This window comes from Mucilaginibacter gynuensis, from assembly GCF_039541195.1.
In the GTDB taxonomy this organism is placed as follows: Bacteria; Bacteroidota; Bacteroidia; order Sphingobacteriales; family Sphingobacteriaceae; genus Mucilaginibacter; species Mucilaginibacter gynuensis.
On the sequence record NZ_BAABFT010000002.1, the window covers coordinates 613,651 to 637,473 of the forward strand.

The window sequence follows — 23,823 nt, forward strand, 5'->3', positions numbered from 1 at the left end:
GCTTTAATGAGTAGTTTGAGGTGATGATGTCCGGTTTGCCGCGACACTGTCGGTTTTATAGAACCTGATGAGCAGTATTTCGGCAGCCAGAAAAACCAATGCCAAAATTATACAAAGTTTCCATAATTGCATGCCATAATTTGTGTCATTAATTATGCTTTTTAACGACGCGTTGGTGGCAGGCAACAAAGTACCTGTTTGCGGCAATAAGGTTTTAAGCTCGGCTGCCGAAAGGTAACTCATATCCGATTCGCTGCGATTATCGTTAAAAGCCAATATAGCTGCGGTACTGTCTTGCTTTTTAAGTTCGTACAAGCCGGTTTCCTGGAGCTGGCCGGGCAGATATAAAACGGTGCCGCCATCCTGCTGCCTTACATCGGGTATTATTTTCTGCTGACCCTTTACCAGCGTAACAATTTGTTTTTCGGTGGTTTGCAGCGGCAAGGTTTCTATCCCCTCGTTACTGTCCAGCTTGTAAAACAAAGGCGTATCCTGTCCGCTCAATAAAGCAATGCGGAACATAATGGGCACAAACATGGCATGGCGTTGCAGGTTGCTAAAGTCATCGTTCAGCGGCACGGCAGCTACATATACATTTCCCTTACCGCTTTTATACCCTGCCCAAAAAGGCTGCCCATCGGCCAGTTTCATTATCGTTTCGGCATTGGCCGTGCTTAATGTAAAATACTGTTTTGCTACCGGCAGATCAGGATTTTGAGGAATAGCCTCGAATATATTTTTGAATACTTTATTCTGTAAATTAATGGCAGATACTTTCGCATCGGCTTTTACCAGCTTTTCGGGGTAAGCCGCGTTTACAGATTGCAATAATAAGCGGTAACTCGCCATATCCGCGTCGGCAGCCGGGAATACCGCAAGTGTGCCACCTTTATCTACATAGGTTTTTAATTGCTGCGCAAGGCCGGTAGAAATACTTTTAACATCGCTCAATACGATCAGCGGGTAAGTGTTAAGGCCTGCATAGTTAACGTTTCCATCAGGTACCCGTGTAGCCTGAAAAAATTTATCCGATCCGAAAATGGCTTTCAGGTAATTATTCTCCGTACCGCCATCTATCAGTAAAACGGGCATTTGCTGTTTTACGTTAAAGCTGAAATAAAAACGGTTATCAAAAGTAATGGGGTTATCCTGCAATTCAATTTCGCCGCGCTGCCAGCCTGCCTCCAGGCCTGAAAAGCTAAGCGTATCGTTTTGTACCGATCGTGATTTTATGCTGTAACTGCCTAAGGCCTTTTGTTTCCCGTTGATCATCAGTTTCAGCGGAATGTTTTGCGCCTGTTCATCGGCATAATTATGCAGCCTTACCACCATTTTTTCGGCCTCGCCGGGGCGGTGAACCGCGCTCAGTAGCCAAACAGAATCAACCGCTACATTGGGCAATAAATTGGCTTTAAGCTGCACCAGATTAACGGTAATATTTTTATTTGCCGGGATAGGTTTTGTACCGATATTTTTTTGAAAATCAGATATGATATATGACAAAACTTCGGTATTGCCCTGCATATCCAGCAGATCTTGCTGGCGGCTGATGATCTGTTGTAAATTGCGGCTTTGCGCGCTGATCTTCACTTCATCAACCGCGCTGTTAAACTCATCGCGACTTAGCAAGCGCTGATGCCTGCCTTCAAAATCCTGCGTAAGCAACTGAAAACGATCGTTAATACCATAAGCAGATACAATTTCTTTGGCTTTTTGCTTAGCCTCGTCAAGCAGGCTCCCCTCACGGTTAAGGGTTTGCATGGAGTACGAATTATCTACAAATATGCTGATCAGGTTTTGCTTACCCGCCACGGCCGTGCTTTTGCCGGGGATAAAGGGCCGTGCAAATGCCAGCACCAAAAAGGTAAGCGCCAGTAAACGACTGGCCAGTATCAATCTTTCGCGCAGGTTACGGCGTGAGGCCTGCTGCTCCTGGATCTCTTTTAAAAACTGCACATTGCTGAAATACACCTTTTGATACCGCCTGAAATTGAACAGGTGTATCACCACCGGAATGGCTAAAGAAGCAAGCGCGAAAAGAAAAGCCGGATACAGAAACTGCATTTATAGATATAGGGTATTGATGTTATACAAATGTGCAAAATTCATTTGCAGCAGGCAACTTTAAAAAACTGTTAAACACTTCTTTTTAACCTGTTACGATACTCCTCCTATTCCAAGCTCCCGTCACATCAAACTCCCTTGCGCAAGCGAAAAAGAAAATAAAAAATCCCTCTTTGCGAAGCAGAGAGGGATGTCCGGCGAAGCGTCGATAGGGTGAATCCGCCTGTTAATTTCTATGCCTGCGTCTCTTTTTTGATGATCTTGAAGATGACGACGAAGAACGCTTCTTCTTTGACGAACTGCTGCGTACTTCTGATTTCTTCTCCGTTTTTTCTTCCTGCTTTGGCTGGTTGGCAACGGCTTGTTTAGGCTCATCTTTAGCGGTAGAATCTTTACTTAACTGATCAACCGTAAAACTATTATTGCGTAAACCATATTCAAACACACGTTTAGCGCCGCTCGGCTTGGCTTCGGCCCCTTCACCATCGTATATCGGGAACTCGCGCATCAGCTTGCCTTCTTTTATATAAAAGTTATCGTTACCACGATAGCCTTTGCGCTGTTTTTTGGTCAGCTTCGGAAAGTCGAGCTTGTTAGCCCTGTCGCCGTTAAACTCAAAAGCGTATACATTGGCGTAGTTGGTGCTATCCTTGGCCTTACCTTGTATTAGTAGCTCGGGGTTGCCATCGAGGTCCATATCCGAGTTGTACACATCAACAATACTGCCCTCCAGGTTACCGGTAGTGGTGGTATAATCCATACCTGCCGAATCAGAATGCAGTATCAGGAAACTGCCCACATCTGACGACCCACGGCCCCAGCTGAGCACATCAAAATCTTGCCCGGGCGCTACCTCTATCCTTTTATGAAAACGGAATGGTGCCTGTACCGTTGGCTTTTTTGGAGCCACGGCGTTGTTATTTACCGGCTTTTTATCGTCGTTGCCGCAACCTGCTGCCAGCACGCCTGCCGTTAATAAACCTAATATAAACCTTGCGTTCATGTTATTAAATTTCTTAGTTGAAAAGTGATTCGGGCGATACTTCGCCTTTCGGCTTGCCCGGTATGGTCATAAATACTTTAAGTATGCTTGATGAACCGATGTTGAAATAGCGTAACGTTAACTTATGAAATCCTTTTTGCAAAGGCACTGCCCCACCCTGTTCGTACAGATTATGGCGACCATCATTATCAACCACCGGCTGGTCGTCTATCAATAACACCGAACCGTCAGTTGATTGGGTTGAAAAACCGTAAACGCCATCGGTATCAATACGGATGTAGCCGTTATAAACTACACCGAAGTTTTTGGTTACTTTTTTAAATGCCAGCGGACTAAACGTTTTGGTAACGCCGCTATCCAGTAACGAAACCGACTCTATCCTGCTCGTATTACCAAAGGTGCCGGAATATACCTGGTATTTTACACCCGGAATAGTACCCTGAAAATTAGCTACAGGAGCCAGCGGTGTACGGTTATAAATAACAGCCTTAGTAACCAAACTGCGTTTTCCCGATGGCGTTACCACCATGGTTTGCAACATGCGGTACTGATCTGCCGGTACATTATAGGTAGCGGGCAGGTCATAGATCAGGTCTGTTTCGCGCGGACTGTAATCATCTATGGTATAATAAATTTTAGCGCCCGCAACCGGCGATTTCAAATCGACCGTAAACTGCGGCGCGAATATGATGGTATCCTTCGCGCCAATTGCAGGTGGCACACGGTAATTATAGTTGTTCCTGTCCAGCCAGGCAAAATGCTGCGGCAAACGTACTTCGCTAAAATCTTTAAAATTCTTGTTGGCCAATGGCGACCATGCTACCTCGGCAAGGGCCAGTATGCGTGGTAGTACCATGTACTCTACCTTGCCCTCGGTGGCAATGTACTCCGTCCACAGGTTGGCTTGTACGCCCTTAATATATTTTTGTTGTTCAGGAGTTAAAGCGCCCGGCGTTGGGTTATAGCTGTAGGTTTTCTCTAACGGAGAATAACCGCCAATGCCCACCGGTTCCTGGTAAAGCTTACCCTGCGCGTGGTCGAGGTAAAGACCGTTTGAGCCCGGTGTCATGATCACGTCGTGGTTTTGCTGTGCCGCGCTGATGCCGCCTGCTTCGCCTCTCCAGCTCATTACGGTAGCGTTGGGTGCCAGTCCGCCCTCTAATATCTCATCCCAACCTATAATACTACGGCCTTTGCTGTTCACAAACTTTTCCATACGCTGAATAAAATAGCTTTGCAGGCCATGTTCATCTTTCAGCTTCAGGCTTTTTATCAGTTTTTGGCAAAATGCCGATTTCTTCCACGCTTCCTTTGGTACTTCATCACCACCAATGTGGATGTATTTGCTCGGGAACAGATCGATCACTTCGGATAATACTTCCTGCAAAAAGGCAAAAGTTTTTTCTGAAGGGCAGTAAACATCATTGAAAACGCCCCATGTTTCGGCTACTTTATATGTTCTATCGGGTTCGCAGCTTAACTCCGGATAGGCGGCCAAGGCAGCCTGCGCATGGCCCGGCATTTCAATTTCGGGCACTATGGTGATATACCTGTCGGCCGCGTATTTTATAACATCCTTAATTTGCTCCTGCGTGTAAAAACCACCGTAAGGGGTATTATCATATTGCTGCGGAGTACGATCGTGATAGTTACCAACCACGGTTTGCGCGCGCTGACTGGCGATCTGGGTTAACTTAGGGTATTTCTTGATTTCGATGCGCCAGCCCTGGTCGTCGGTTAAGTGCCAGTGGAAGGTATTGATCTTGTAAGCGGCCAGTATATCGATATATTTTTTAACAAATTCTACCGAAAAGAAATGGCGGCATACATCCAGCATCGAGCCACGATAACCGAAACGCGGATAATCCTCAATTTCCACAGCAGGGAGCTTAGCAACTCCCGCCCTTTCAACCGGGAATAATTGAATGAGCGATTGAATACCGTAGAACAGGCCCGCGCCTTTACCCGCGATGGTAATACGCTGCGGGGTAATTGTTAAACGGTAACCTTCGGCGGGCAAATTATCAGTACCTGCCGATGTTAGATAAATGGTATTTACGCTGCTGCCGTTACCGGTAGTAACGGGTTTATTGTATGCCAGTTTATTGGCCAAAAATGATTTAAAAAAAACTACGGCCCGGTTATCAGGCGTGTCGGCTTGTATTACGGTTTGCTGGCTTAAAATGAATTCGCCAACGGCTTTTTTAACAGATACGGGGGCGGGTATAATGCCCATGTAGGGGTTGGTGTCCTGTGCCATTACGGTACTTGCAGAAAAAGCAGCCAAAGCACACAGCAGGGTGTAGATTTTTTTATGCATCAAAATAGAAACGATCAGTTTAATAATTTATGATTGGGTGAAGTTAGCAGATTTTGAATTTAATATGCAAGCTTACCGGCAAAAAACTCCCCTAAAAACAAAAGCCACCCTTTAAAAAGGTGGCTTTATGCAATCGTTTGCTAAAACGAACTATAATATTATAAAAAGGCTCCCGGTTAAGCGGTAACTACGTGCTCTTTAGCGGCAAGGTAACGCTCGGCGTCAATGGCGGCCATACAGCCCGAACCGGCAGCAGTTACTGCCTGGCGGTAAATATGATCCTGCGCATCGCCGCAGGCAAACACACCTTCTATATTGGTTTCTGACGAACCCGGCTTGGTAATGATATAACCTGTTTCATCCATATTGATCCATCCACGGAAGATCTCGGTATTAGGGTGGTGACCAATGGCCACAAAGAAACCGTTCACATCCAGTAACCTATCCTGGTTAGTTTGGTTGTTAAGTATTTTAACACCGGTCACCACTTGTCCGTCGCCTACTATTTCGGTAGTTTCTGAATTGTAGATCACCTCGATGTTCGGTGTATTCAACACCCTGTGTACCATCGCCTTTGAAGCGCGGAACTCATCGCGGCGAACGATCATGTATACTTTACGGCAAAGTTTTGCAAGGTAAGTAGCTTCCTCGGCAGCGGTATCACCGGCACCTACTATGGCAACATCCTGTCCGCGGAAAAAGAAACCATCGCACACGGCGCAGGCAGAAACACCAAAGCCGTTATACTTTTGTTCCGACTCCAAACCCAGCCATTTTGCCGATGCTCCGGTTGAAATGATCACGGTATCGGCCAGTATGGTTTTGGTTTCGTCAACCACTACTTTATGCGGCAGGCTTGCAAAATCAACTGAACTTACGTAGCCAAAGCGGATATCGGTACCCAGGCGTGATGCCTGTTTCTCGAAGTTCTGCATCATTTCGGGCCCTAAAATACCATCCGGGTAACCGGGATAGTTTTCAACCTCGGTAGTTTGGGTAAGCTGGCCTCCCGAAAGCATACCGGTATATAATACGGGCTTAAGATCGGCGCGTGCAGCATAAATAGCAGCTGTGTACCCGGCAGGACCCGAGCCTATGATAAGGCATTTAACGTGTTCAGTTTCTTGCGACATTAGTATTATTGAATTTGAATACAAATTTAAGCTTTATTGCTGATTAAGGCAACATACATCAGTCAGTATAGTGCCATTAGGTGGTTACGCAGTAATTACAAATCAGGCTACGCTCCGTTTGTTGTAAACGTTATAATTTTTTGCTGTGACAAATTTAAGCTTGCATTCCAAAAATAGTGCCCACCATCTTCAACAAGAACAATTTGGTTATACCAGGTCTTCTTTTTCAAAGGCGATTCTCTATTAGCACGTATATGAAAAAGATCTGGCTTCCAGGCTGCATTAATATAAATCATCTTTTCGCCCCTGTAATTTATATATCCCAAGTATTGGCGAGTATATTTACTTAGGTTGGCAACCACGAAATCATGACAATATTTAAAACTGTTTAAATCAGAAGCAAGTAACTTTTCAGTTGATAATATTTCTTTTATAGATGGGGTAAAGCGCTTATGACCTTTTAATTCGTATAAGTTTTCTACAGCATACTTTTCACTAAATATTACCCCATCAAAATTTTCTCCCTTAACATAAACGGAGTAGCTTGTTTCATTTTTAACTACTTTAATATTTTGCCCCTTTGTGATACAAAAAATAAATAAAGCAAGTATTGATAGCAGCAACCTTTTCATATCCTATCAATTTACATATTCCGTCAATCGCAAATCTACCCTAAACAAAAAAACATTATAAGGCTGCCATTGCGACATCAGGAAGTACAACTCATCGCCATCGTTTTTTTGCGGATGGATGAACGCGCCATATAGGCCGGGATAATCATCGCCGCTCACCAGTAGTTTGGCATCGCTCCATTTACCGTTTATGGTTACGGCATCCCGCAACATTATCTTTCTCCTGTGTTCATCCAGATAAGTTACCATCCATCGTTTATACTTAGTATTATATGCCAATGATAATTCCCCGGCAGGGCCATTAAATATGGGTGAAGCTTTCGCCTCGTTACCTTTTACCCAACCTGTTTTAGTATGGTATTCGTAATTGCTTTGCTTCGCGATGTTCTGCTCTTTAAAGCGGGCAAGGTACACATCGCCAAACCTGCCTGCTTTGGTACCCAGCATGTAAACGTAACCATCCATTTTACCATAAGCTGCCTGCGCGAAATTGCTGATAGCGGCAAAAGTTACACCGGGTACTTTAGCCCAGTTTTTGCCATCGTCGGTCGATCTGTACAGCCCTGAATAATTTGTTGACCATGTACCGGGAGCACCCCATTTTTTTACGGCCATGTAATGCAGGTAATCAGCCCCGTTAACACGGATGGCCGCGGTGGGGATGGTCGTCCAGTCGCCGTTACCGCTGGTATTATGGGCACTGGGTACAATTTCCCTGGCACTTTTCCCATCGGTACTCATGGCCATACCCGAAAATGTAAGACCATCATCAAGCTTATTATCGGCAGAAAAAGCTAACAGGTTTGAGCGCCAGTTAGCGCCATTACCGCCGCCTTCTTTAGTTTGCTTCCAATTTCGACCAAAACTATCGCCAAAGAAAATGCCGGTACGGCCTTTACCCATATCCCACATAATACCCAGATCGGTACCGCCCAAATCATATTTAACCGGAGTATTATTGGGGTTCGGCAATGTTTCGCCGGGAAGAGTAGCGCCGGTTACACGCGCTATACGCTTTAAGTTAACGGCTATTAAATTATTGGCCTTTTGCTTTTGCACATGCTTTTTTAATGCCCGCAGATCATCCTTTTTAAAGCAGATCATCATGATGGCAAAAGCGAGCACACCAACAATACACAGTATTCGTTTCATTTTTTTGGGTGAGATGGTTTATACAGTTGGTAAAAACAAGTATTGGAAAAAGGCACTGTCATCTCGACCGCAGGGAGAGATCTTCTTCGCTTTGTAAGTCTGCTACTTACTTGATGAAGAAGATTTCTCCTCGTTCCTCGTTCGAAATGACATCCTTTTTATCCCAACACATGTGGGTGAATCATACTGTGCAATATATAAAACCTTCTACTTAAGTCCGTTTTTATTATACCAAACTTCTTCGGGCTTTGAGCTGAAGTTTTCCATCTGCTCAAACAAATCGTCTATAGAAGCTGAACTTAATACCAATTTACGATTGGCCGGTTTTAAAAACTTTTGCTGTTCCATTACATCCAGTTGCTGTAATAGCAAATCGTAAAAACCATTGATGTTAAGCAAACCAACCGGGTTTTGATGCAGGCCTAATTGCAGCCAGGTAAGGGCTTCAAAGTATTCTTCGAGCGTGCCTAAGCCGCCGGGCAAGGTGATGATGCCATCACTTAATTCGCTCATGAGTTGCTTGCGTTCGTGCATGCTTTTCACAATGTGCAATTCGGTAAGGCCGGAGTGGGCAACTTCTTTATCAATCAAAAATTGTGGCATTATCCCGATAGCTTTGCCTCCCCTGCTTAAAACCGCATCGGCCAGCATCCCCATCACCCCTACTTTACCGCCACCAAATACCAGGCTAATATTACCGGCAACCATTTTTTTGGCCAGTTGCTCAATAGCCTGTGAAAGCACCTCGTCGCCATTAAAATTGGCTCCGCAAAAAACACAAATAGATTTCATTGAATATGGATTGAAAATTTCAGCTATAAACAAAAAGAAACGCTTTTGGGCGTTTCCTTTTTATTTGCATTTAATACTTATCTTGTATAGTTCGGCGCTTCCTTAGTGATCGTAATATCGTGCGGGTGCGACTCGCGGATACCTGAAGCGGTGATCCTCACAAATTTCGCTTTTTGTAATGTAGCAATGTCTTTTGAACCGCAGTAACCCATACTGGCGCGTAAACCGCCCACATATTGGTAAACTACTTCGGCCAAAGTACCTTTAAATGGTACACGGCCTACAATGCCTTCAGGTACCAGTTTTTTAATATCATCTTCCACATCCTGGAAGTAGCGGTCTTTTGAACCTTGCTCCATCGCCTCGATAGAACCCATGCCACGGTATGATTTAAAACGGCGGCCTTCGTAAATGATGCTTTCGCCCGGCGACTCTTCCACACCTGCAAATAACGAACCTGCCATGATAGAACCCGCGCCTGCCGCGATAGCCTTAGCGATATCGCCTGTATGTTTAATACCACCATCGGCAATTACCGGGATGCCTGTACCTTCAAGGGCTTTAGCACACTCGTAAACCGCGTATAACTGCGGTACACCAACACCGGCAATGATACGTGTGGTACAAATTGAACCCGGACCGATACCTACTTTTACAGCATCTGCACCGGCTTCGGCTAATGCCTTGGCGGCATCGCCAGTGGCTATATTACCTGCTATCACCTGCAAATCAGGATATTTAGCTTTTACTTCTTTCAGTTTATCAATAACTCCTTTTGAATGGCCGTGAGCGGTATCGATAGCGATAACGTCAACTCCTGCTTTAACCAAGGCGTCAACCCTGTCCATTGTATCAGGTGTAACACCAACGGCTGCACCTACACGCAGACGGCCATGCTCGTCTTTACAGGCATTAGGGAAGTTTTTGAATTTCTGGATATCTTTAAAAGTGATCAAACCGATCAGCACATTCTCGTTATCAACAACCGGTAATTTTTCAATTTTGTGGTTTTGAAGTATTTCTTCGGCTTGTGTAAGAGTGGTACCTTTTGGCGCGGTGATCAGGTTTTCTTTGGTCATTACATCCTGCACGCGTTTGGTTGGGTCTTTTTCAAAACGCAGGTCGCGGTTGGTAATAATGCCTTTCAGTTTGCCGGCATCATCAATAACCGGGATACCACCTATACGATACTCCTTCATTATTTTAAAGGCATCGGCCAGTAAACCATGCTGGTTAAGCGTAACCGGATCCTGGATCATACCGCTTTCCGATCTTTTCACTTTGCGAACCTCATCGGCCTGGCGTTGTATGCTCATGTTTTTGTGCAGCATACCCAAACCACCCGCCTGCGCCATAGCTATTGCCAATTGCGCTTCGGTAACGGTATCCATTGCTGCCGAAACCAAAGGAATGTTCAGCTTGATCTTTTTTGTAAGATACGAGCTGGTATCAACTTCGCGCGGTAAAATTTCTGAATAAGCCGGGAGTAGTAAAACGTCGTCGTAGGTTAATCCTTCGGCAACAAATTTAGAGGTATCAGGGTGCATAGCAAACAATTTTAGGAGTTATTATTTGCCGGGCAAAGATAGGAATTTATTTTGAAATAGAGAATGGATAGCAACTAATTGTTGTTATCAGGCAGATTATTGCCTTGGTGTGATAATTAGGATTGGTTTAGACTTTGGGATGATTATAGGTTTTAGTTTATTACCGCAGAGGGCGGGGAGCTTTCTTTTTTACCACAGAGGGCACAGAGGTTTGCATGGAGTTACACAGAGATTTTGTTTGAGGATTTAGTTTATTACCGCAGAGGGCGGAGAGCTTTCGTTTTTTACAACAGAGGGCACGGAGGTTTGCACGGAGTTACACAGAGATTTTGATTTTACCGCGAGTACAGGATTTGGTTTGAGGTTTTGAAACCCCTCTTTCCGTTTACGGAGAGAGGGGCGTCCAGCGAAGCGAAGACGGGGTGAGTCCCCCTCTTAATACTTTCCTACAATCACTTTATAAAACCTGTCGAAATCGAGGTATTGCTGTGCCAGTTGCTGTAAATACGGTGCAGTTACCGTTTTTATGGTTTGGCTGTAGCGGGTGTAGTAATCGTAATCTAAACCGGCGAAATAGATATTTTTGAACTTATCGGCATGCGAAAAGATATTCTCCAGGCTACCCAACAGCGAACCCAGCATGTAATTACGCACCAGGGCCAGTTCTTCGTCGGCTATCAATTCTGTTTTTAACAGGTCGATCTCTTTTTCTATTTCGGTAACGGCTGATTTGCATACATCCGCCCCTACTTCGGTAGCTATAAACCAAGCCGCAGCATTTTTTAGCGATGATATGCCCGAGCCTATGCCGTAAGTATAACCTTTATCCTCACGAATATTAGCCATTAACCTCGATCCAAAATAACCGCCCAAAACAGTGTTCAATACCTGCAAGGCAGGGAAATCGGCATGGGTGCGTTTAATTGCCGGTATACCCAGCCTAATAGCCGATTGCAGCGCTTCCGGTTTTTCTACATAGTAAAACAAATCTGCCGATGGCTCTACTTCCGGTTGTGTGGTATCTGCCGAGTTTAGGGCATTTTCCCAAGCCGCGCCGAAGGTATCGGTGATGATTTTCAGTGTTTCGGCATCGGTTTTACCGGCTACAATAAGCGTACAGTTTGATGGCTGGTACATTTGTTTAAAATGCGCAAGCAGATCCTCACGTTGCAGGTTCTTATAATCGTCGGCATCCGGTGCGAGGCCGTAGATAGTATCGCCGTTAATGGCTTTATTGAAAGTACGGCGTGCAACTACATCATTCTTTTGCAGGTTTACCTGTAGTTTTTGTTGCTGGTTGCGGATAAAGGTTTCTACCTCTTTTTGCGGAAAAATGGAATTAGTAAGCACATCCTTTACCACCGGCAAGGTACTTTGCAGGTGTTTATTAAGGCTGAACAAGGTTACCTGTGAGTGATCGAACCCGTAATCGGACTGGAAGAACGCGCCGTAAAAATCTATCTTGTCGGCAATTTGAGCAGCGGTTAAAGTTTCGGTACCGTCGGTAAGCATCGCGTTAACAGTAAGGTTAAGCAATGGCTTAGCCGGGTCAAAACGCAGGTTACCGAAGATCCACTCTATGCGCACCAATTCCTGGTCGCCGGAGTTGAATACGAAAACATTACAGCCATTATCAAGCTGAATATGCTCGGGCTTTATTAAATTTATATCGTTGATGGCCTTAAAATCAGGCGCTATAGTTCTGTCTATCATTCCTTTTTTGCTATTAGTCAGTGGTCATTATTTAGGTCACTGGTCATTTTGTCATTGGTCATTCTTATCTATTCGACAAACAATGACCAATGACCTACTGACGCAATGACCAAATGACTACTCGGCCAAATAAATTAACGTTGATGAATTATCCCGACGGAATATCGAGCGGGCAGTTTCCTGTATTTGTTCGGCGGTTACGGCGGTATACTTACCGGTTTCGCTGTTGATGGCTTCTGCATCGCCCAATAATTCAAAAAATGCCAGGTTCATCGCCTTTTCCAGTAACGACATTTCGGAAAACACCATGGTCGATTCCGTTTTGTTCTTTACCTTGGTCAGTTCATCGGCAGGCACCTGTTCATCGTTCAGCTTTTCCAATTGCTCCCAAATGGCAGCCTCGGCAGTTTCGGTAGTGATGTTTTGCAAAGGCTTACCTTCAATAACCATCATACCTTTATCAAGGCTACCTGTAATATAAGCATGTACATCGCTGAATATCTGCTTTTCTTTCACCAGGTTACGGTATAACCTTGATGAATTTCCGCGCGAAAGTATATCGGTGATCAGCTCGGTAATATAATAATTATCGTCGGTACGGGTACCGGTTTGCAGGGCTATGTACACATTGTTTAACGGCACTTTGGCGGTAACGGTTTCGCGGCGTTCATCATGCTGTTCGGGCTCCTGTGGCAGGTCGCGGTGATATTTTTCACCGGCAGGGATAGGCCCGAACCATTTTTCGGATAGCTGCTTTACCTGCTCAACAGTAACATCGCCCCCAACTACCATAATGGCGTTTTGCGGGTTGTAATGCTTTTTAAAGAATGCTTTTACATCCTCAATTTTAGCATCGCTGATGTGGCTGATCTCCTTACCAATAGTTGCCCAGCGGTACGAGTGGTTTTTATAAACCAACGGACGCAGTTTCAGCCAAACATCGCCGTAAGGCTGGTTGAGGTAACGCTGCTTAAACTCTTCTATTACCACATTGCGCTGTACTTCAAGGCTTTTTTCGCTAAAGGCAAGGCTAAGCATGCGATCGCTCTCCAGCCAAAAAGCCGTTTCAATATTTGCTGATGGCAGCGTGATATAGTAGTTGGTAATATCGTTGCTGGTGAAGGCGTTATTTTCGCCGCCTACACGTTGCAGGGGCTCATCATAATCGGGTATGTTGACTGATCCGCCGAACATGAGGTGCTCAAATAAATGCGCGAAACCGGTTTGTTCTGGATTTTCGTCGCGGGCGCCAACATCATATAAAATGTTAACTACCGCCATTGGTGTTGTATTATCTTCGTGAACAATAACCCTAAGGCCATTATCCAGTGTAAAACGGTTGAATTTAACCATGTAGCTTTATCAATATTTAAAAAGATAAAGGTATAATTTTTAGTTTTCGGCTCATTTTTTTGTTGTATTGATTTTGTAAAAATCCGCAATCAGCTATTTTACAGGCTCATACATTTACATTACATACACAATAAGCTGCCCCGCCAAAGCAAAAAACCGGAGCGCAATACCTTGCACCCCGGTTACATATACTAACTAACAGACTAAAATTTCATCAATCGGCCAGGTGATAGTACGCCTTAACAGATTCGTAATTGTTAAGATCTATCTTTTTGGCCGCGGCTACCGTTACCCCGCCCGGTATAATTACATACCTGTATTGCAACAGGGTTGATAATGCTACGCTATTGCTGTTATCATGCGCAAAACGGGTAATAACCAACCTTCTGAATAATGGCATAAAGTTGATGGTATTAGGTTTACCACCTGCATTGCTGGTGTATGGTAATGGCAAAACGCCGCCGCCATAAGTAAAGTAAACCAATATAGTACCCGAGTTTAATATGCTGGTTGTAAGGGCAGGCACGGTAATGTAACCCACTTTTAAAGCAGAGTTATCTACAGTAGTATCGCTAAAAGCTTTGGCGTACATCCAGCCTGAATATTGTACGTTGGCGGTTCCGGTAGCACCTGTCGCGCCATTATCACCTTTATCTCCTTTGTCGCCCTTATCGCCTTTGGCACCTTTTAAAGATATGGCTACGCCCCAGCCGCTATCAGTTCGCGGGCCGTATAGCAGGTAGGTAGTAGTATTCAGGTAAAAATCGCCCACTTTGCCTAAGTTGGCAGCAGGGATAACTGTACCTGTTAATATCTGGCTGCCGGCAGCGCCCTTGGCACCTGTAGCGCCGGTTGCACCTTTATCGCCTTGATCGCCTTTTTCACCCTGGTCGCCTGTGTTGCCTTTGGCACCTTGCGGGCCTTTAAGCGATAATGCAGTACCCCAATCACCTTGTGTTTTAGGGCCATATAGCGCACCATTAGTTGTGTTTAAATAATAATCGCCATTTTTACCTACGCTGGCAGCAGGCGCGCCTATACCACTGTAAATAACGCTACCGTCATCGCCGGCCGGACCAGCGATACCTTTCGCGCCGGTATCACCTTTAGCACCTGTTTCGCCTTGCGGACCAATGCCACCATCCTTACCACACGATGTTGCCAATGCCAGCAGGCCAATAATTAATAGGTTTTTAAATTGTTTCATAATGCTTAATGTTGTTTGTGTTAATTGATATTCCAAAACAACGGCATACACTAAAGGAAAAACCCCGTTAAAACACCCTATTTAATTGCTTTATTAACTTGAAAAACCTGCAACTTTCACAGTTATATAACAGGTTAACTAACATGACTATTTGTTACCTAAAACGGTAAAAACAACACGACTAATAACCCTTATAACCCCTTTTTTGAACTTGTCACAACCTGTATGTTTAACAACATTAAAAGCTATAATTGCCGCAGAAGCAAAAGGTATGTCCTCACTTGTGTGAATTTTTGAGAAACAAACTCTTCCCACTTTTCACATTCAGCCGAAAAAAATCAAAAAACGATGTTGAAAATAAAGGCGTTTTTTAATTTTCACTTTTGAATTTTGACTTTTGAATTAACAATGACCCAGCAGGAACTCATCAAAGAAATATCGGCCACCATGGGTAAATCCCGGGTGGTTGAATTGGTGGCTTTATTAAACAAGCACCGGTTCCCGCTGACCGATCTGATCGATATTACTTTTCACACCGATAAGAATATCGCCTTCCGGGCATCGTGGATGTTGGAGAACGCTTTGATAAAGGATGCCGGTAAATATGTTGAGGAACTGAATTATTTAATAGCCAAATTCCCGGAAGTAAGTTACCCAAGCTGCCAGCGACATTATGCCAACATCATGATACGGCTTACCGCCCGCAAAGCGTCGCCCCTTATTAAAGCCAAACTGGACGCGCTCGATTTGGAACCGGTTGTAGAAAAGCTATTCGACTGGATGATTGACCCTAAAGTATTGATAGCAGTAAAATGCTCGGCTGCAGAAGCTTTGCTACATTTAAGTCCCCGTTACAATTGGATTGCCGAAGAACTGGCCAACCAGCTTCAGTTTTTAATGCGTAATGGTTCGGCTGCTATACAAGCGAGGGGGAAGATGATATTGAAAAAGATCCCCCCGGCCCCCTGAAGGGGGAGTTTTTGATGATCTATTTTTAGCCTTAACGCCCGGGTAGGTTACACCAAGCTCCCCACTGTCATGCTGAGGAACGAAGCATCTGTCACGGGTAAGTAGCACAGAGAAGTCACTTAGCTATAAATAGTTCATTAATAGATGCTTCGTTCCTCAGCATGACAGTGGGAAGGGTATAAAAAAAAGCGACTGAATATTAATATCTGTCGCTTTTTCTAAGCTTACGTTTTTGGCGTCCCATTTTAAGACTTGTTAAGCTTTAGGTCTGTCTTCGCCATGCAGATGATCGCTTACCTGATTGTGGTGAAGTTTTGCTACCAGCGCGGCCGTAGCGTTATCGGCATATACGCCGTATGCGTTTACCAGCACGCCCTTTAAGTTATACTTATCCGAACTGATGGCGTATACTATTGATGTATCTGATGGGTTACTTGCCCCTTCAAAGCGGTAAAACTCATCAATTTCAAAATCATCAGGCAACATTTCAATGTTGTGCTCTTTATCGTTTACCGAGTCTTCATCTAAGCTCAGGTTTGCTGTATATCCTCTTTTTAAAAGATCGTTAGTGGCATCCACTAAGGTTTCATAATTTTCCATGGTGATGTTTTGTTTAGTGATAACATAAGCAGAGGTTGCTGCTGCTCTCTTCTGTTGTATTAACTTATAAACCGCACAGGTTGTTTTACTTTTTTTATGGATTGTTTGATGATGGGTGATAATGAATGGGTTGGAAGAGTATGTAAACGGAATGATCGATTAGATACCGGAAGGCTTTTAATTGGTGCGGTAACAATATTGATAATAGGGTAAATCATCTTCCACTGTCATGCTAAGGAACGAAGCATCTAATAGTCAACCTTTATGGTGAAGAAGATTCTTCGTTCCTCAGAATGACAGGTGATGAAAACCTTTACAGGGCCTTTACTCGCGCACCCTTCGACAAGCTCACGGTACCCCCCTTATACGCCAAAGAGCTGCCTTTTAGGGGCAGCTCTTTGGCTATATGATGGAGTTAATTATGTTCTTTTGAGAGGATTTACCAGCTTTGGTTTAACGGATAAAAAACTTTTTCCGTAAAACCTGTGGCTGGTTTAATCGCCTTATTGAACACTCTCTGCACTTGTATTTACAAATACGAACTGGTTATCGAACATATCCAACTTTATAGTGCTTTCTTTATCTACTTTGCCTGAAAGTATCTGTTTTGATAACTCGTTCAGGATCTTCTTTTGAATAACCCGTTTAAGCGGACGTGCACCAAATTGAGGGTCGTAACCCAGTTGTGCCAGCCAGTCGAGCGCTTCGTCGGTTGCATTTATCCTGATCCCCATTTCGGCAAGGGTATCCTGTACCTGCCTGAACTGGAGTTTCACGATATCGCCAATCTCGTTGCGGCTTAGTGGGGTGAACATGATGATCTCATCTATCCTGTTCAAAAACTCCGGCCTTATGGTAACACGCAGCAACTCGAACAGGTCGTTCTTGGTTTTAGCGATCACCTCATCGCGGTTATCATCTTCCAGTTTCTGGAAGTTCTCCTGTATCACGTTTGAACCGATGTTGGAAGTCATGATGATGATAGTGTTCTTAAAGTTTACCAAGCGGCCTTTATTATCAGTTAAGCGGCCATCATCAAGCACCTGCAGCAATATGTTAAATACATCGGGATGCGCTTTTTCAATTTCATCCAGCAATACTACACTGTATGGTTTACGGCGTACGGCTTCGGTTAATTGTCCGCCTTCATCATAACCCACATAGCCCGGAGGCGCTCCTATTAAGCGTGAAACCGAATGGCGTTCCTGGTATTCGCTCATATCTATCCGTACCAGCGCGCTTTCATCATTGAACAGAAACTCGGCTAATGCTTTTGCCAGCTCTGTTTTACCTACACCGGTGGTTCCTAAAAATATGAACGAGCCTATCGGTTTACGTTTGTCCTGCAAACCTGCACGACTACGGCGTATGGCATCGCTGATGGCTTCAATAGCTTCTTCCTGCCCGGCTACACGTTTGTGAAGCTCTTCTTCGAGGTGAAGCAGTTTTTCGCGTTCGCTTTGTATCATTTTAGAAACCGGGATACCTGTCCAGCGTGAAACCACACCTGCAATATCATCAGCGGTAACCTCTTCTTTGAGCATGCGGCTATCGTTTTGCATGGCCTGTAAAGAAACTTTCAGCTTCTCTATCTCGTCCTGCACTTCTTTAATACGGCCATAGCGTAATTCCGCTACTTTACCGTAATCACCGGCACGCTCTGCCTGGTCGGCTTCGAGTTTAAAGTTCTCTATTTGCTCGGTCTTTTGGTTCACAGCATCTACCAGGTCCTTCTCCCCTTTCCACTTCGCGTAAAGCGAATCACGATCAGCAGATAGATTGGCAATTTCAGCACTTAGCTCCTGTACCTTCTTTTCGTCCTTTTCGCGTTTGATGGCCTCGCGCTCAATTTCAAGCTGCATAATGCGGCGGTTCAGTTCATCTACCGCTTCAGGTACCGAATCCATCTCCAAACGTAGTTTAGAAGCGGCTTCATCCATTAAATCGATAGCTTTATCCGGTAAAAACCTGTCGGATATATAGCGTTGCGACATCTCTACCGCGGCTATAATGGCCTCATCTTTAATAATTACCTTGTGGTGTGCCTCGTAGCGTTCCTTCAACCCACGGAGGATAGAAATAGCATCGGCAGTATCCGGCTCATCAACTATTACCTTTTGAAAGCGGCGTTCCAGCGCTTTATCTTTCTCTACGTGTTTTTGATATTCGTTAAGGGTAGTGGCGCCAATGGCTCTTAGTTCGCCACGGGCAAGGGCTGGTTTCAGGATGTTGGCGGCATCCATAGCGCCTTCACCACCACCTGCACCTACCAGCGTGTGTATCTCATCAATAAACAGGATGATCTCACCATCGCTTTGGGTAACTTCTTTCAGTACGGCTTTCAGGCGTTCTTCAAATTCACCTTTGTATTTGGCACCGGCTATCAGCGCGCCCATATCCAGCGAGTAAACCACCTTGGTTTTCAGGCTTTCGGGCACATCACCTTTAATAATACGGAAGGCAATACCTTCGGCGATAGCTGTTTTACCTACACCGGGTTCACCTACCAGTACCGGGTTATTTTTAGTACGGCGGGATAATATTTGAATGGTACGGCGAATTTCTTCATCGCGACCGATCACCGGATCGAGCTTGCCCGATTCGGCGTATTCGTTAAGGTTGCGGGCGTACTTGTTAAGGGCGTTATAAGTGGCTTCGGCATTTTGGTCGGTCACTTTATTATCGCCGCGTAAGGCTATAATAGCCTTTTTAAGATCTTTTTCATTAACACCGGCATCTTTTAACGCGCCGGCGGTTTTATCATTAGATGCCAGGATACCCAAAAGAATATGTTCAACCGACACAAATTCATCCTTAAATTCCTTTAGGTCCCCCTGCGCTTTTTGCAAAGCAGCATTGGCATCCGACGATAAATATACATTGCTGCCGCTAACCTTCGGGAATGTACCGATCTGCTGATCGAGTGTTTCGTTCAACCGGTTAAGGTTAACGTTCAGTTTTTTTAGTAAGTAAGATATAACGTTTTCATCAACCAGTAACAAGCCTTTTAACAGGTGCGCATTTTCAATGGCCTGCTGCTGATTACCGGTGGCAATTTCGGAGGCCTTTTGTACGGCTTCCTGGGCTTTGATTGTAAAGTTGTTAAAGTTCATATATCCCTCTTGTTCAAATCTGTTGCCAATGTGTTTATACTGAAAAAATGTCGGTTTAAATCAATCAGCCGCGACTTTTTGACTGTTATTGATCAATAACCATTACAAAACGTATAGGAGTACCGCCAAATTAACAGATACCCGCGAAAGCTGTTTTACCTATTTGCCCCCGGCAATAAATAACCATTGACCAAATGACTAAATGACCGCATAGCGAAATGACCCAATGACTAATGACGGAATGCCTAAATAAAGAACCGCTCGTTAAAGTTTACTAAAAACAATTCGTTAGTGGCGCGGGTACAGGCAGTGTAAAACCAACGGAGAAAATCGAGGTTTACCATTTCTTCGGTTAAAAAACCCTGGTCAACAAATACGGCGGGCCATTGGCCGCCCTGCGCTTTGTGGCAGGTAATGGCGTAAGCAAATTTTATTTGCAGGGCATTATAATAAGGATTGAGCTTTAGCTCCGCATGCTGAGCACGGCGGTTAGGGATATGCTCGTAATCTTTCATTACTTCGAGGTAAAATCGCTTTTGATCTACCTGGCTCAAAGCAGGCGATTCGGAATCGAGCGTATCCAGCAATACTTTGCAATCAATAATAGGATCTTCCGAGTAATCGATCAGCTCCATTTGTACATTGGCGAATCTGAAACCGTACATCTCTTCAACTCCGCGCACTTTTCTTATACGGGCAATATCACCGTTGGCAATAAAACCGGTACTACCTTCCTCGTTCTCCTGTAGCCAAAAATAGTTATTGCGCACCACCATAATCTGATCGCCGCCGGTGAGTTCTTCTTCGCGCCATAGTATGCGTGCGCGGATTTGTTTGTTATACAGATTAGCGTTTTTGTTAGAGCGGCAGATGATCAGCGTACTCTCGTGCCCGTATTTGCTGTAGGCATAGTTAAGGCCCTCCTCCAGCTTATCGCTCCCCATCCGGAAAACATCTTTATAACCTTTGGTAGTAATACGCGGCATTTTAAGCGTTTGCAGCCTGATCATATCGCGCACATTGGTTACATTATATAGTATACCCGAGTTTTTTTGCTGCCGCAATACATCCGTCAGTTCAAAGCTGAACACCGAAACGCTGTAAGCCGAACGCACCAGCTCCACATCCAGTGCCGGGCTTTCATCCGACCCTACAGGCGGCAACTGTGCGGTATCGCCCACCAGCATCAGCTTACAGTTTTCGCCGTTGTAAACATAGCGCATCAAATCGTTCAGCAAGGTTTCGTTACTGTTACCGCTGATGGAATCGGCTATCATGGAGGCCTCATCCACAATAAAAATGGTATCGGTAGCCATATTGTCGGCCAGCAGAAAACTTTCGTCGATAGTTAAGGCCGATTTTTTACGGTAAATGCGTTTATGAATAGTGTAAGCTTTCCGCTGCGCATAACTGGTGATCACCTTGGCGGCACGACCGGTTGGCGCCAGCAGTACATATTTATAATTGTACGATCGCAAGGCCTTTACCAATGCACCCAGTACCGTGGTTTTACCCGTACCGGCATAGCCTTTCAGTATAAAACATTCGTCACCAGTACCGCTGGTTAAAAACTGATGCAACTTACCAAACAGCTCCAATTGCTGGGCGGTAGGCTCATGCGGGAATGCTTTACGAATAATATCTGTAGGTGCGGACACTATGCAAAGGTAGTGAGTTTTTTGGCCTCACCCAACCCTCGCCAAACGATAGGAATTTTGCTTGTTTTTGTAAAAACTGAATGGGGTTAGCAAGCAAGACTATTTTTCGTTACCACCCCAACCGCATAGCAAATTCATTAATAACTGGGCCGAATCCGGGTTCATATCGTTTTTAAAGGTGGTAGTAGTATTGCCAAAAATATCATTTACCGTTTTTATGGATGATACCTCGCGGCCCGTTCTATCTACAACGCTTCGTTCTTCATTGCCAAAAATATCTGTCGAAGTTTTTTATGGTCGAATTGATTTGCCCGTTGCTATTGCTGATCTCTATGATCTCGTTGCCAAAAATATCCTTTGATTTTTTAACCGAACCAATACGCTCATAGTTGGAGCCGGTCACTTCCTTTGTTTCGTTACCAAATATATCTGTTGAGGTTTTTATGGCTAAGGTTCTTTGTCCGTTTCCGTCAAGCATTTCGATGGTTTCATTGCCGAAAATATCTTTCGATTTTTTAACCGAACCAATGTTTTCATAGTTTGCCCCGGTTACACTTTTTGTTTCGTTGCCAAAAATATCTTTCGATGTTTTTATGGTTTTCGCGGGCCTGCCGTTGCCGTCGCTTATCTCAACAATATCATTGCCGAAAATATCCCTTGATTTTTTAACAGATCGTATTTCTTTGCCGCTGGCATCGGTAATGCTCTTTATTTTATTGCCGAATATATCGGTAGAGTTTTTTATAGTCGCCGCGGTGTGCCCTGTTCCGTCAGAAAGTTCAATGATCTCATTCCCGAAAATATCCTTAGATTTTTTTACTGATTTTATCTTTTCGCCATTGGGGCCGGTAACCGTTTTTATTTTATTGCCGAATATATCGGTAGAATTGGTGACTACTACGGCCTTATTGCCGTTTTGATCTTTATAGGTTTCAATACTATCCCCGGTGATGGTTACAGTTTTTGTAACGCTATACTCCTGGGCATTAACCGCTACGGTAGTTATTAATAAAAACAGTGATAGAAAAAATCGCGTTAGCATAGGTGTTCAATTGAAAATATTACTCTTAGGATAGTATTTTGGGTATAAGGTTTAATCATTAATTGCTGTTTACTGCGGGTTATAATTGCTCTACTCATACCCGAACCCCAAACCTGAAACCCCGAACCTCATAACAGAAGAAGTCAAATATTTGCCACAACAAAAAAAATACTACTTTTGCTTAGCTCATGAACGAACCTGACTATAATTATTACGATGACGACTTTAGCCTCGACCAGGCCGAAGGTTATGTATTGCTGTTGCAAATTGAGGCAGCTTCGTTCGCTTACGCGGTAACGCAAGGCAGTAGGCTATTGGCCTGGGGCAGCGGCCATCCGTTAGATGAGCTGACCAATCCTGATGAATTGCGCGACCTGTTGACCGCCAAGTACAAACAGGTAATTACCGGCGTGCCTGCACTTAGCTTCACCCTTGTACCCGAAGGCGTTTACAGCGACGCGCATATTGGTTTATTAGCCCGCTTGTTAAATGTACAAGCCGATGAAAAGGTATTTGTACAGGAACTTGATACCGAAAACCGTGTGGTATACAAAGTAAGCAACGGCACTGTTGCCGCCGCCGAAAAATTTGAGCTGAACAATTCTGTTTTTGGCTTAAAGGGCTGGATAAAGGCTATTGCCAACAACAACCCTAACGACGATACGCTATACCTCGAACTCAACGAGAACAAGGTTAACTTTTTATATTACAACCAGAGTAAGCTGCGTTTTTTTAACAGCTTTGAGTTTTACAACGCCGATGAGCTAACTTATTATACTGCCTTTGTAGCCGAGCAATTGAAGCTGCAACCCGGCAGTATACACCTGAACTTAAGCGGCAAAATAAATAACGATGATGCCAATTTTAAGCGACTGGCTGAATTTTTTAAACACGTTGAGCTGAACACCGTACAATTACTGCAATTGCCTGTTTCGGTTAAGGCGCAACATATCCTGTCACTTTCGGCATTAACGTTATGCGGATAATTGGGGGTACATTAAGGGGTTTAAGGATCAATCCGCCGCAAAATTTACCTGTACGCCCTACTACAGATCTGGCAAAGGAAGCCCTGTTCAACATCCTGCAAAATCAAATTGATCTTGATGGCATTAAGGTGCTCGACCTGTTTAGTGGCACGGGCAATATCTCGCTGGAGTTTGCTTCGCGGGGCGCGTCGTTAGTGCAGGCGGTTGACCGTAACCAGGGCGGCATCATATTTTTAAAAGATACCGCGCAAAAACATCGCCTCGAAAACATCAAAACCTTTAAGGCCGATGTATTCAAATACCTGGATATAGAAAGCGAAAAGTACGATCTCATATTCGCCGATCCGCCGTATGATCTGAACAAGATCCCTGAAATCCCTAAGATCGTTTTCGAGAAAGAATTACTTGTAACCGGCGGTTTACTTATTGTAGAGCATCAATCGCTGCAAAACCTAAGTGGCCACCCCAATTTTACCGATCAGCGTAAATACGGGCATTCATCCTTCTCCTTTTTTAAAGCACCTTAACCTCGTTCATAC

18 protein-coding genes are annotated in these 23,823 nt (G+C 44.4%); 3 read left to right on the forward strand and 15 right to left on the reverse strand.

The features are described from left to right. Window positions 1-3: 3 nt before the first annotated feature. From ABD894_RS05860 to ABD894_RS05910, 11 genes are all read right to left on the reverse strand, one after another. Window positions 4-2,064: a BatA domain-containing protein gene (locus tag ABD894_RS05860; RefSeq protein WP_345210058.1), complete on the reverse strand. Its 2,061-nt coding sequence runs from the start codon at window positions 2,062-2,064 to the stop codon at window positions 4-6. Between the two features lie 226 nt (window positions 2,065-2,290). After that, on the reverse strand, window positions 2,291-3,067 hold the full coding sequence (locus ABD894_RS05865) for a hypothetical protein (RefSeq protein ID WP_345210059.1): 777 nt from the start codon (window positions 3,065-3,067) through the stop codon (window positions 2,291-2,293). 13 nt (window positions 3,068-3,080) lie between these two features. Beyond that, window positions 3,081-5,387 (reverse strand): family 20 glycosylhydrolase, encoded by a 2,307-nt coding sequence (locus tag ABD894_RS05870; RefSeq protein WP_345210060.1) that lies wholly within the window; start codon window positions 5,385-5,387, stop codon window positions 3,081-3,083. A 176-nt stretch (window positions 5,388-5,563) separates the two neighbouring features. Continuing rightward, window positions 5,564-6,520 carry a thioredoxin-disulfide reductase gene (gene trxB / locus ABD894_RS05875; RefSeq protein WP_345210061.1) on the reverse strand — a complete coding sequence of 319 codons (957 nt, stop codon included), beginning with the start codon at window positions 6,518-6,520 and terminating at the stop codon, window positions 5,564-5,566. A gap of 107 nt (window positions 6,521-6,627) precedes the next feature. Then, window positions 6,628-7,152, reverse strand: a complete 525-nt coding sequence (locus ABD894_RS05880) for a hypothetical protein (RefSeq protein ID WP_345210062.1) — start codon at window positions 7,150-7,152, stop codon at window positions 6,628-6,630. A 6-nt stretch (window positions 7,153-7,158) separates the two neighbouring features. Continuing rightward, window positions 7,159-8,304 (reverse strand): glycoside hydrolase family 183 protein, encoded by a 1,146-nt coding sequence (locus tag ABD894_RS05885; RefSeq protein WP_345210063.1) that lies wholly within the window; start codon window positions 8,302-8,304, stop codon window positions 7,159-7,161. Window positions 8,305-8,511: 207 nt separating this feature from the next. Beyond that, on the reverse strand, window positions 8,512-9,096 hold the full coding sequence (locus ABD894_RS05890; protein WP_345210064.1) for an LOG family protein: 585 nt from the start codon (window positions 9,094-9,096) through the stop codon (window positions 8,512-8,514). Window positions 9,097-9,173: 77 nt separating this feature from the next. Then, a complete protein-coding gene (gene guaB / locus ABD894_RS05895) occupies window positions 9,174-10,643 on the reverse strand; it encodes an IMP dehydrogenase (RefSeq protein ID WP_345210065.1) in 1,470 nt (489 codons plus the stop codon). Between the two features lie 435 nt (window positions 10,644-11,078). Continuing rightward, window positions 11,079-12,356, reverse strand: coding sequence for a M16 family metallopeptidase (locus tag ABD894_RS05900; protein ID WP_345210066.1), 1,278 nt, complete (start codon window positions 12,354-12,356; stop codon window positions 11,079-11,081). A gap of 117 nt (window positions 12,357-12,473) precedes the next feature. Continuing rightward, window positions 12,474-13,709, reverse strand: coding sequence for a M16 family metallopeptidase (locus tag ABD894_RS05905; RefSeq protein ID WP_345210067.1), 1,236 nt, complete (start codon window positions 13,707-13,709; stop codon window positions 12,474-12,476). A gap of 214 nt (window positions 13,710-13,923) precedes the next feature. Then, a complete protein-coding gene (locus ABD894_RS05910; RefSeq protein WP_345210068.1) occupies window positions 13,924-14,916 on the reverse strand; it encodes a hypothetical protein in 993 nt (330 codons plus the stop codon). A gap of 408 nt (window positions 14,917-15,324) precedes the next feature. Between ABD894_RS05910 and ABD894_RS05915 the strand changes: the two genes are divergently transcribed. Further along, window positions 15,325-15,885 carry a hypothetical protein gene (locus tag ABD894_RS05915; protein ID WP_345210069.1) on the forward strand — a complete coding sequence of 187 codons (561 nt, stop codon included), beginning with the start codon at window positions 15,325-15,327 and terminating at the stop codon, window positions 15,883-15,885. A 255-nt stretch (window positions 15,886-16,140) separates the two neighbouring features. Here ABD894_RS05915 and ABD894_RS05920 read toward each other — a convergent pair whose 3' ends face one another. From ABD894_RS05920 to ABD894_RS05935, 4 genes are all read right to left on the reverse strand, one after another. Next, a complete protein-coding gene (locus tag ABD894_RS05920) occupies window positions 16,141-16,485 on the reverse strand; it encodes a phosphoribosylpyrophosphate synthetase (protein ID WP_345210070.1) in 345 nt (114 codons plus the stop codon). A 503-nt stretch (window positions 16,486-16,988) separates the two neighbouring features. Further along, window positions 16,989-19,598 carry an ATP-dependent chaperone ClpB gene (gene clpB / locus ABD894_RS05925; protein ID WP_345210071.1) on the reverse strand — a complete coding sequence of 870 codons (2,610 nt, stop codon included), beginning with the start codon at window positions 19,596-19,598 and terminating at the stop codon, window positions 16,989-16,991. 245 nt (window positions 19,599-19,843) lie between these two features. Beyond that, entirely contained in the window at window positions 19,844-21,259 is a 1,416-nt protein-coding gene (locus ABD894_RS05930; protein WP_425562925.1) for an ATP-dependent DNA helicase, read from the reverse strand. Window positions 21,260-21,518: 259 nt separating this feature from the next. After that, window positions 21,519-22,298, reverse strand: coding sequence for a hypothetical protein (locus ABD894_RS05935; RefSeq protein ID WP_345210073.1), 780 nt, complete (start codon window positions 22,296-22,298; stop codon window positions 21,519-21,521). Window positions 22,299-22,486: 188 nt separating this feature from the next. On the opposite strand from ABD894_RS05935, the gene ABD894_RS05940 reads away from it, so the two are divergent. Both ABD894_RS05940 and ABD894_RS05945 read left to right on the forward strand, forming a co-directional pair. Next, entirely contained in the window at window positions 22,487-23,284 is a 798-nt protein-coding gene (locus tag ABD894_RS05940) for a DUF3822 family protein (RefSeq protein ID WP_345210074.1), read from the forward strand. After that, entirely contained in the window at window positions 23,275-23,811 is a 537-nt protein-coding gene (locus ABD894_RS05945) for an RsmD family RNA methyltransferase (RefSeq protein ID WP_345210075.1), read from the forward strand. The genes ABD894_RS05940 and ABD894_RS05945 overlap by 10 nt, the downstream gene beginning before the upstream one ends. Window positions 23,812-23,823: the final 12 nt, after the last annotated feature.

What these genes read in the sequence shown, in the direction of transcription:
- ABD894_RS05860 (WP_345210058.1), bottom strand. Translation starts at nt 2,064, where the DNA reads ATGCAGTTTCTGTATCCGGCTTTTCTTTTCGCGCTTGCTTCTTTAGCC.
- ABD894_RS05865 (WP_345210059.1), bottom strand. Translation starts at nt 3,067, where the DNA reads ATGAACGCAAGGTTTATATTAGGTTTATTAACGGCAGGCGTGCTGGCA.
- ABD894_RS05870 (WP_345210060.1), bottom strand. Translation starts at nt 5,387, where the DNA reads ATGCATAAAAAAATCTACACCCTGCTGTGTGCTTTGGCTGCTTTTTCT.
- trxB (WP_345210061.1), bottom strand. Translation starts at nt 6,520, where the DNA reads ATGTCGCAAGAAACTGAACACGTTAAATGCCTTATCATAGGCTCGGGT.
- ABD894_RS05880 (WP_345210062.1), bottom strand. Translation starts at nt 7,152, where the DNA reads ATGAAAAGGTTGCTGCTATCAATACTTGCTTTATTTATTTTTTGTATC.
- ABD894_RS05885 (WP_345210063.1), bottom strand. Translation starts at nt 8,304, where the DNA reads ATGAAACGAATACTGTGTATTGTTGGTGTGCTCGCTTTTGCCATCATG.
- ABD894_RS05890 (WP_345210064.1), bottom strand. Translation starts at nt 9,096, where the DNA reads ATGAAATCTATTTGTGTTTTTTGCGGAGCCAATTTTAATGGCGACGAG.
- guaB (WP_345210065.1), bottom strand. Translation starts at nt 10,643, where the DNA reads ATGCACCCTGATACCTCTAAATTTGTTGCCGAAGGATTAACCTACGAC.
- ABD894_RS05900 (WP_345210066.1), bottom strand. Translation starts at nt 12,356, where the DNA reads ATGATAGACAGAACTATAGCGCCTGATTTTAAGGCCATCAACGATATA.
- ABD894_RS05905 (WP_345210067.1), bottom strand. Translation starts at nt 13,709, where the DNA reads ATGGTTAAATTCAACCGTTTTACACTGGATAATGGCCTTAGGGTTATT.
- ABD894_RS05910 (WP_345210068.1), bottom strand. Translation starts at nt 14,916, where the DNA reads ATGAAACAATTTAAAAACCTATTAATTATTGGCCTGCTGGCATTGGCA.
- ABD894_RS05915 (WP_345210069.1), top strand. Translation starts at nt 15,325, where the DNA reads ATGACCCAGCAGGAACTCATCAAAGAAATATCGGCCACCATGGGTAAA.
- ABD894_RS05920 (WP_345210070.1), bottom strand. Translation starts at nt 16,485, where the DNA reads ATGGAAAATTATGAAACCTTAGTGGATGCCACTAACGATCTTTTAAAA.
- clpB (WP_345210071.1), bottom strand. Translation starts at nt 19,598, where the DNA reads ATGAACTTTAACAACTTTACAATCAAAGCCCAGGAAGCCGTACAAAAG.
- ABD894_RS05935 (WP_345210073.1), bottom strand. Translation starts at nt 22,298, where the DNA reads ATGCTAACGCGATTTTTTCTATCACTGTTTTTATTAATAACTACCGTA.
- ABD894_RS05940 (WP_345210074.1), top strand. Translation starts at nt 22,487, where the DNA reads ATGAACGAACCTGACTATAATTATTACGATGACGACTTTAGCCTCGAC.
- ABD894_RS05945 (WP_345210075.1), top strand. Translation starts at nt 23,275, where the DNA reads ATGCGGATAATTGGGGGTACATTAAGGGGTTTAAGGATCAATCCGCCG.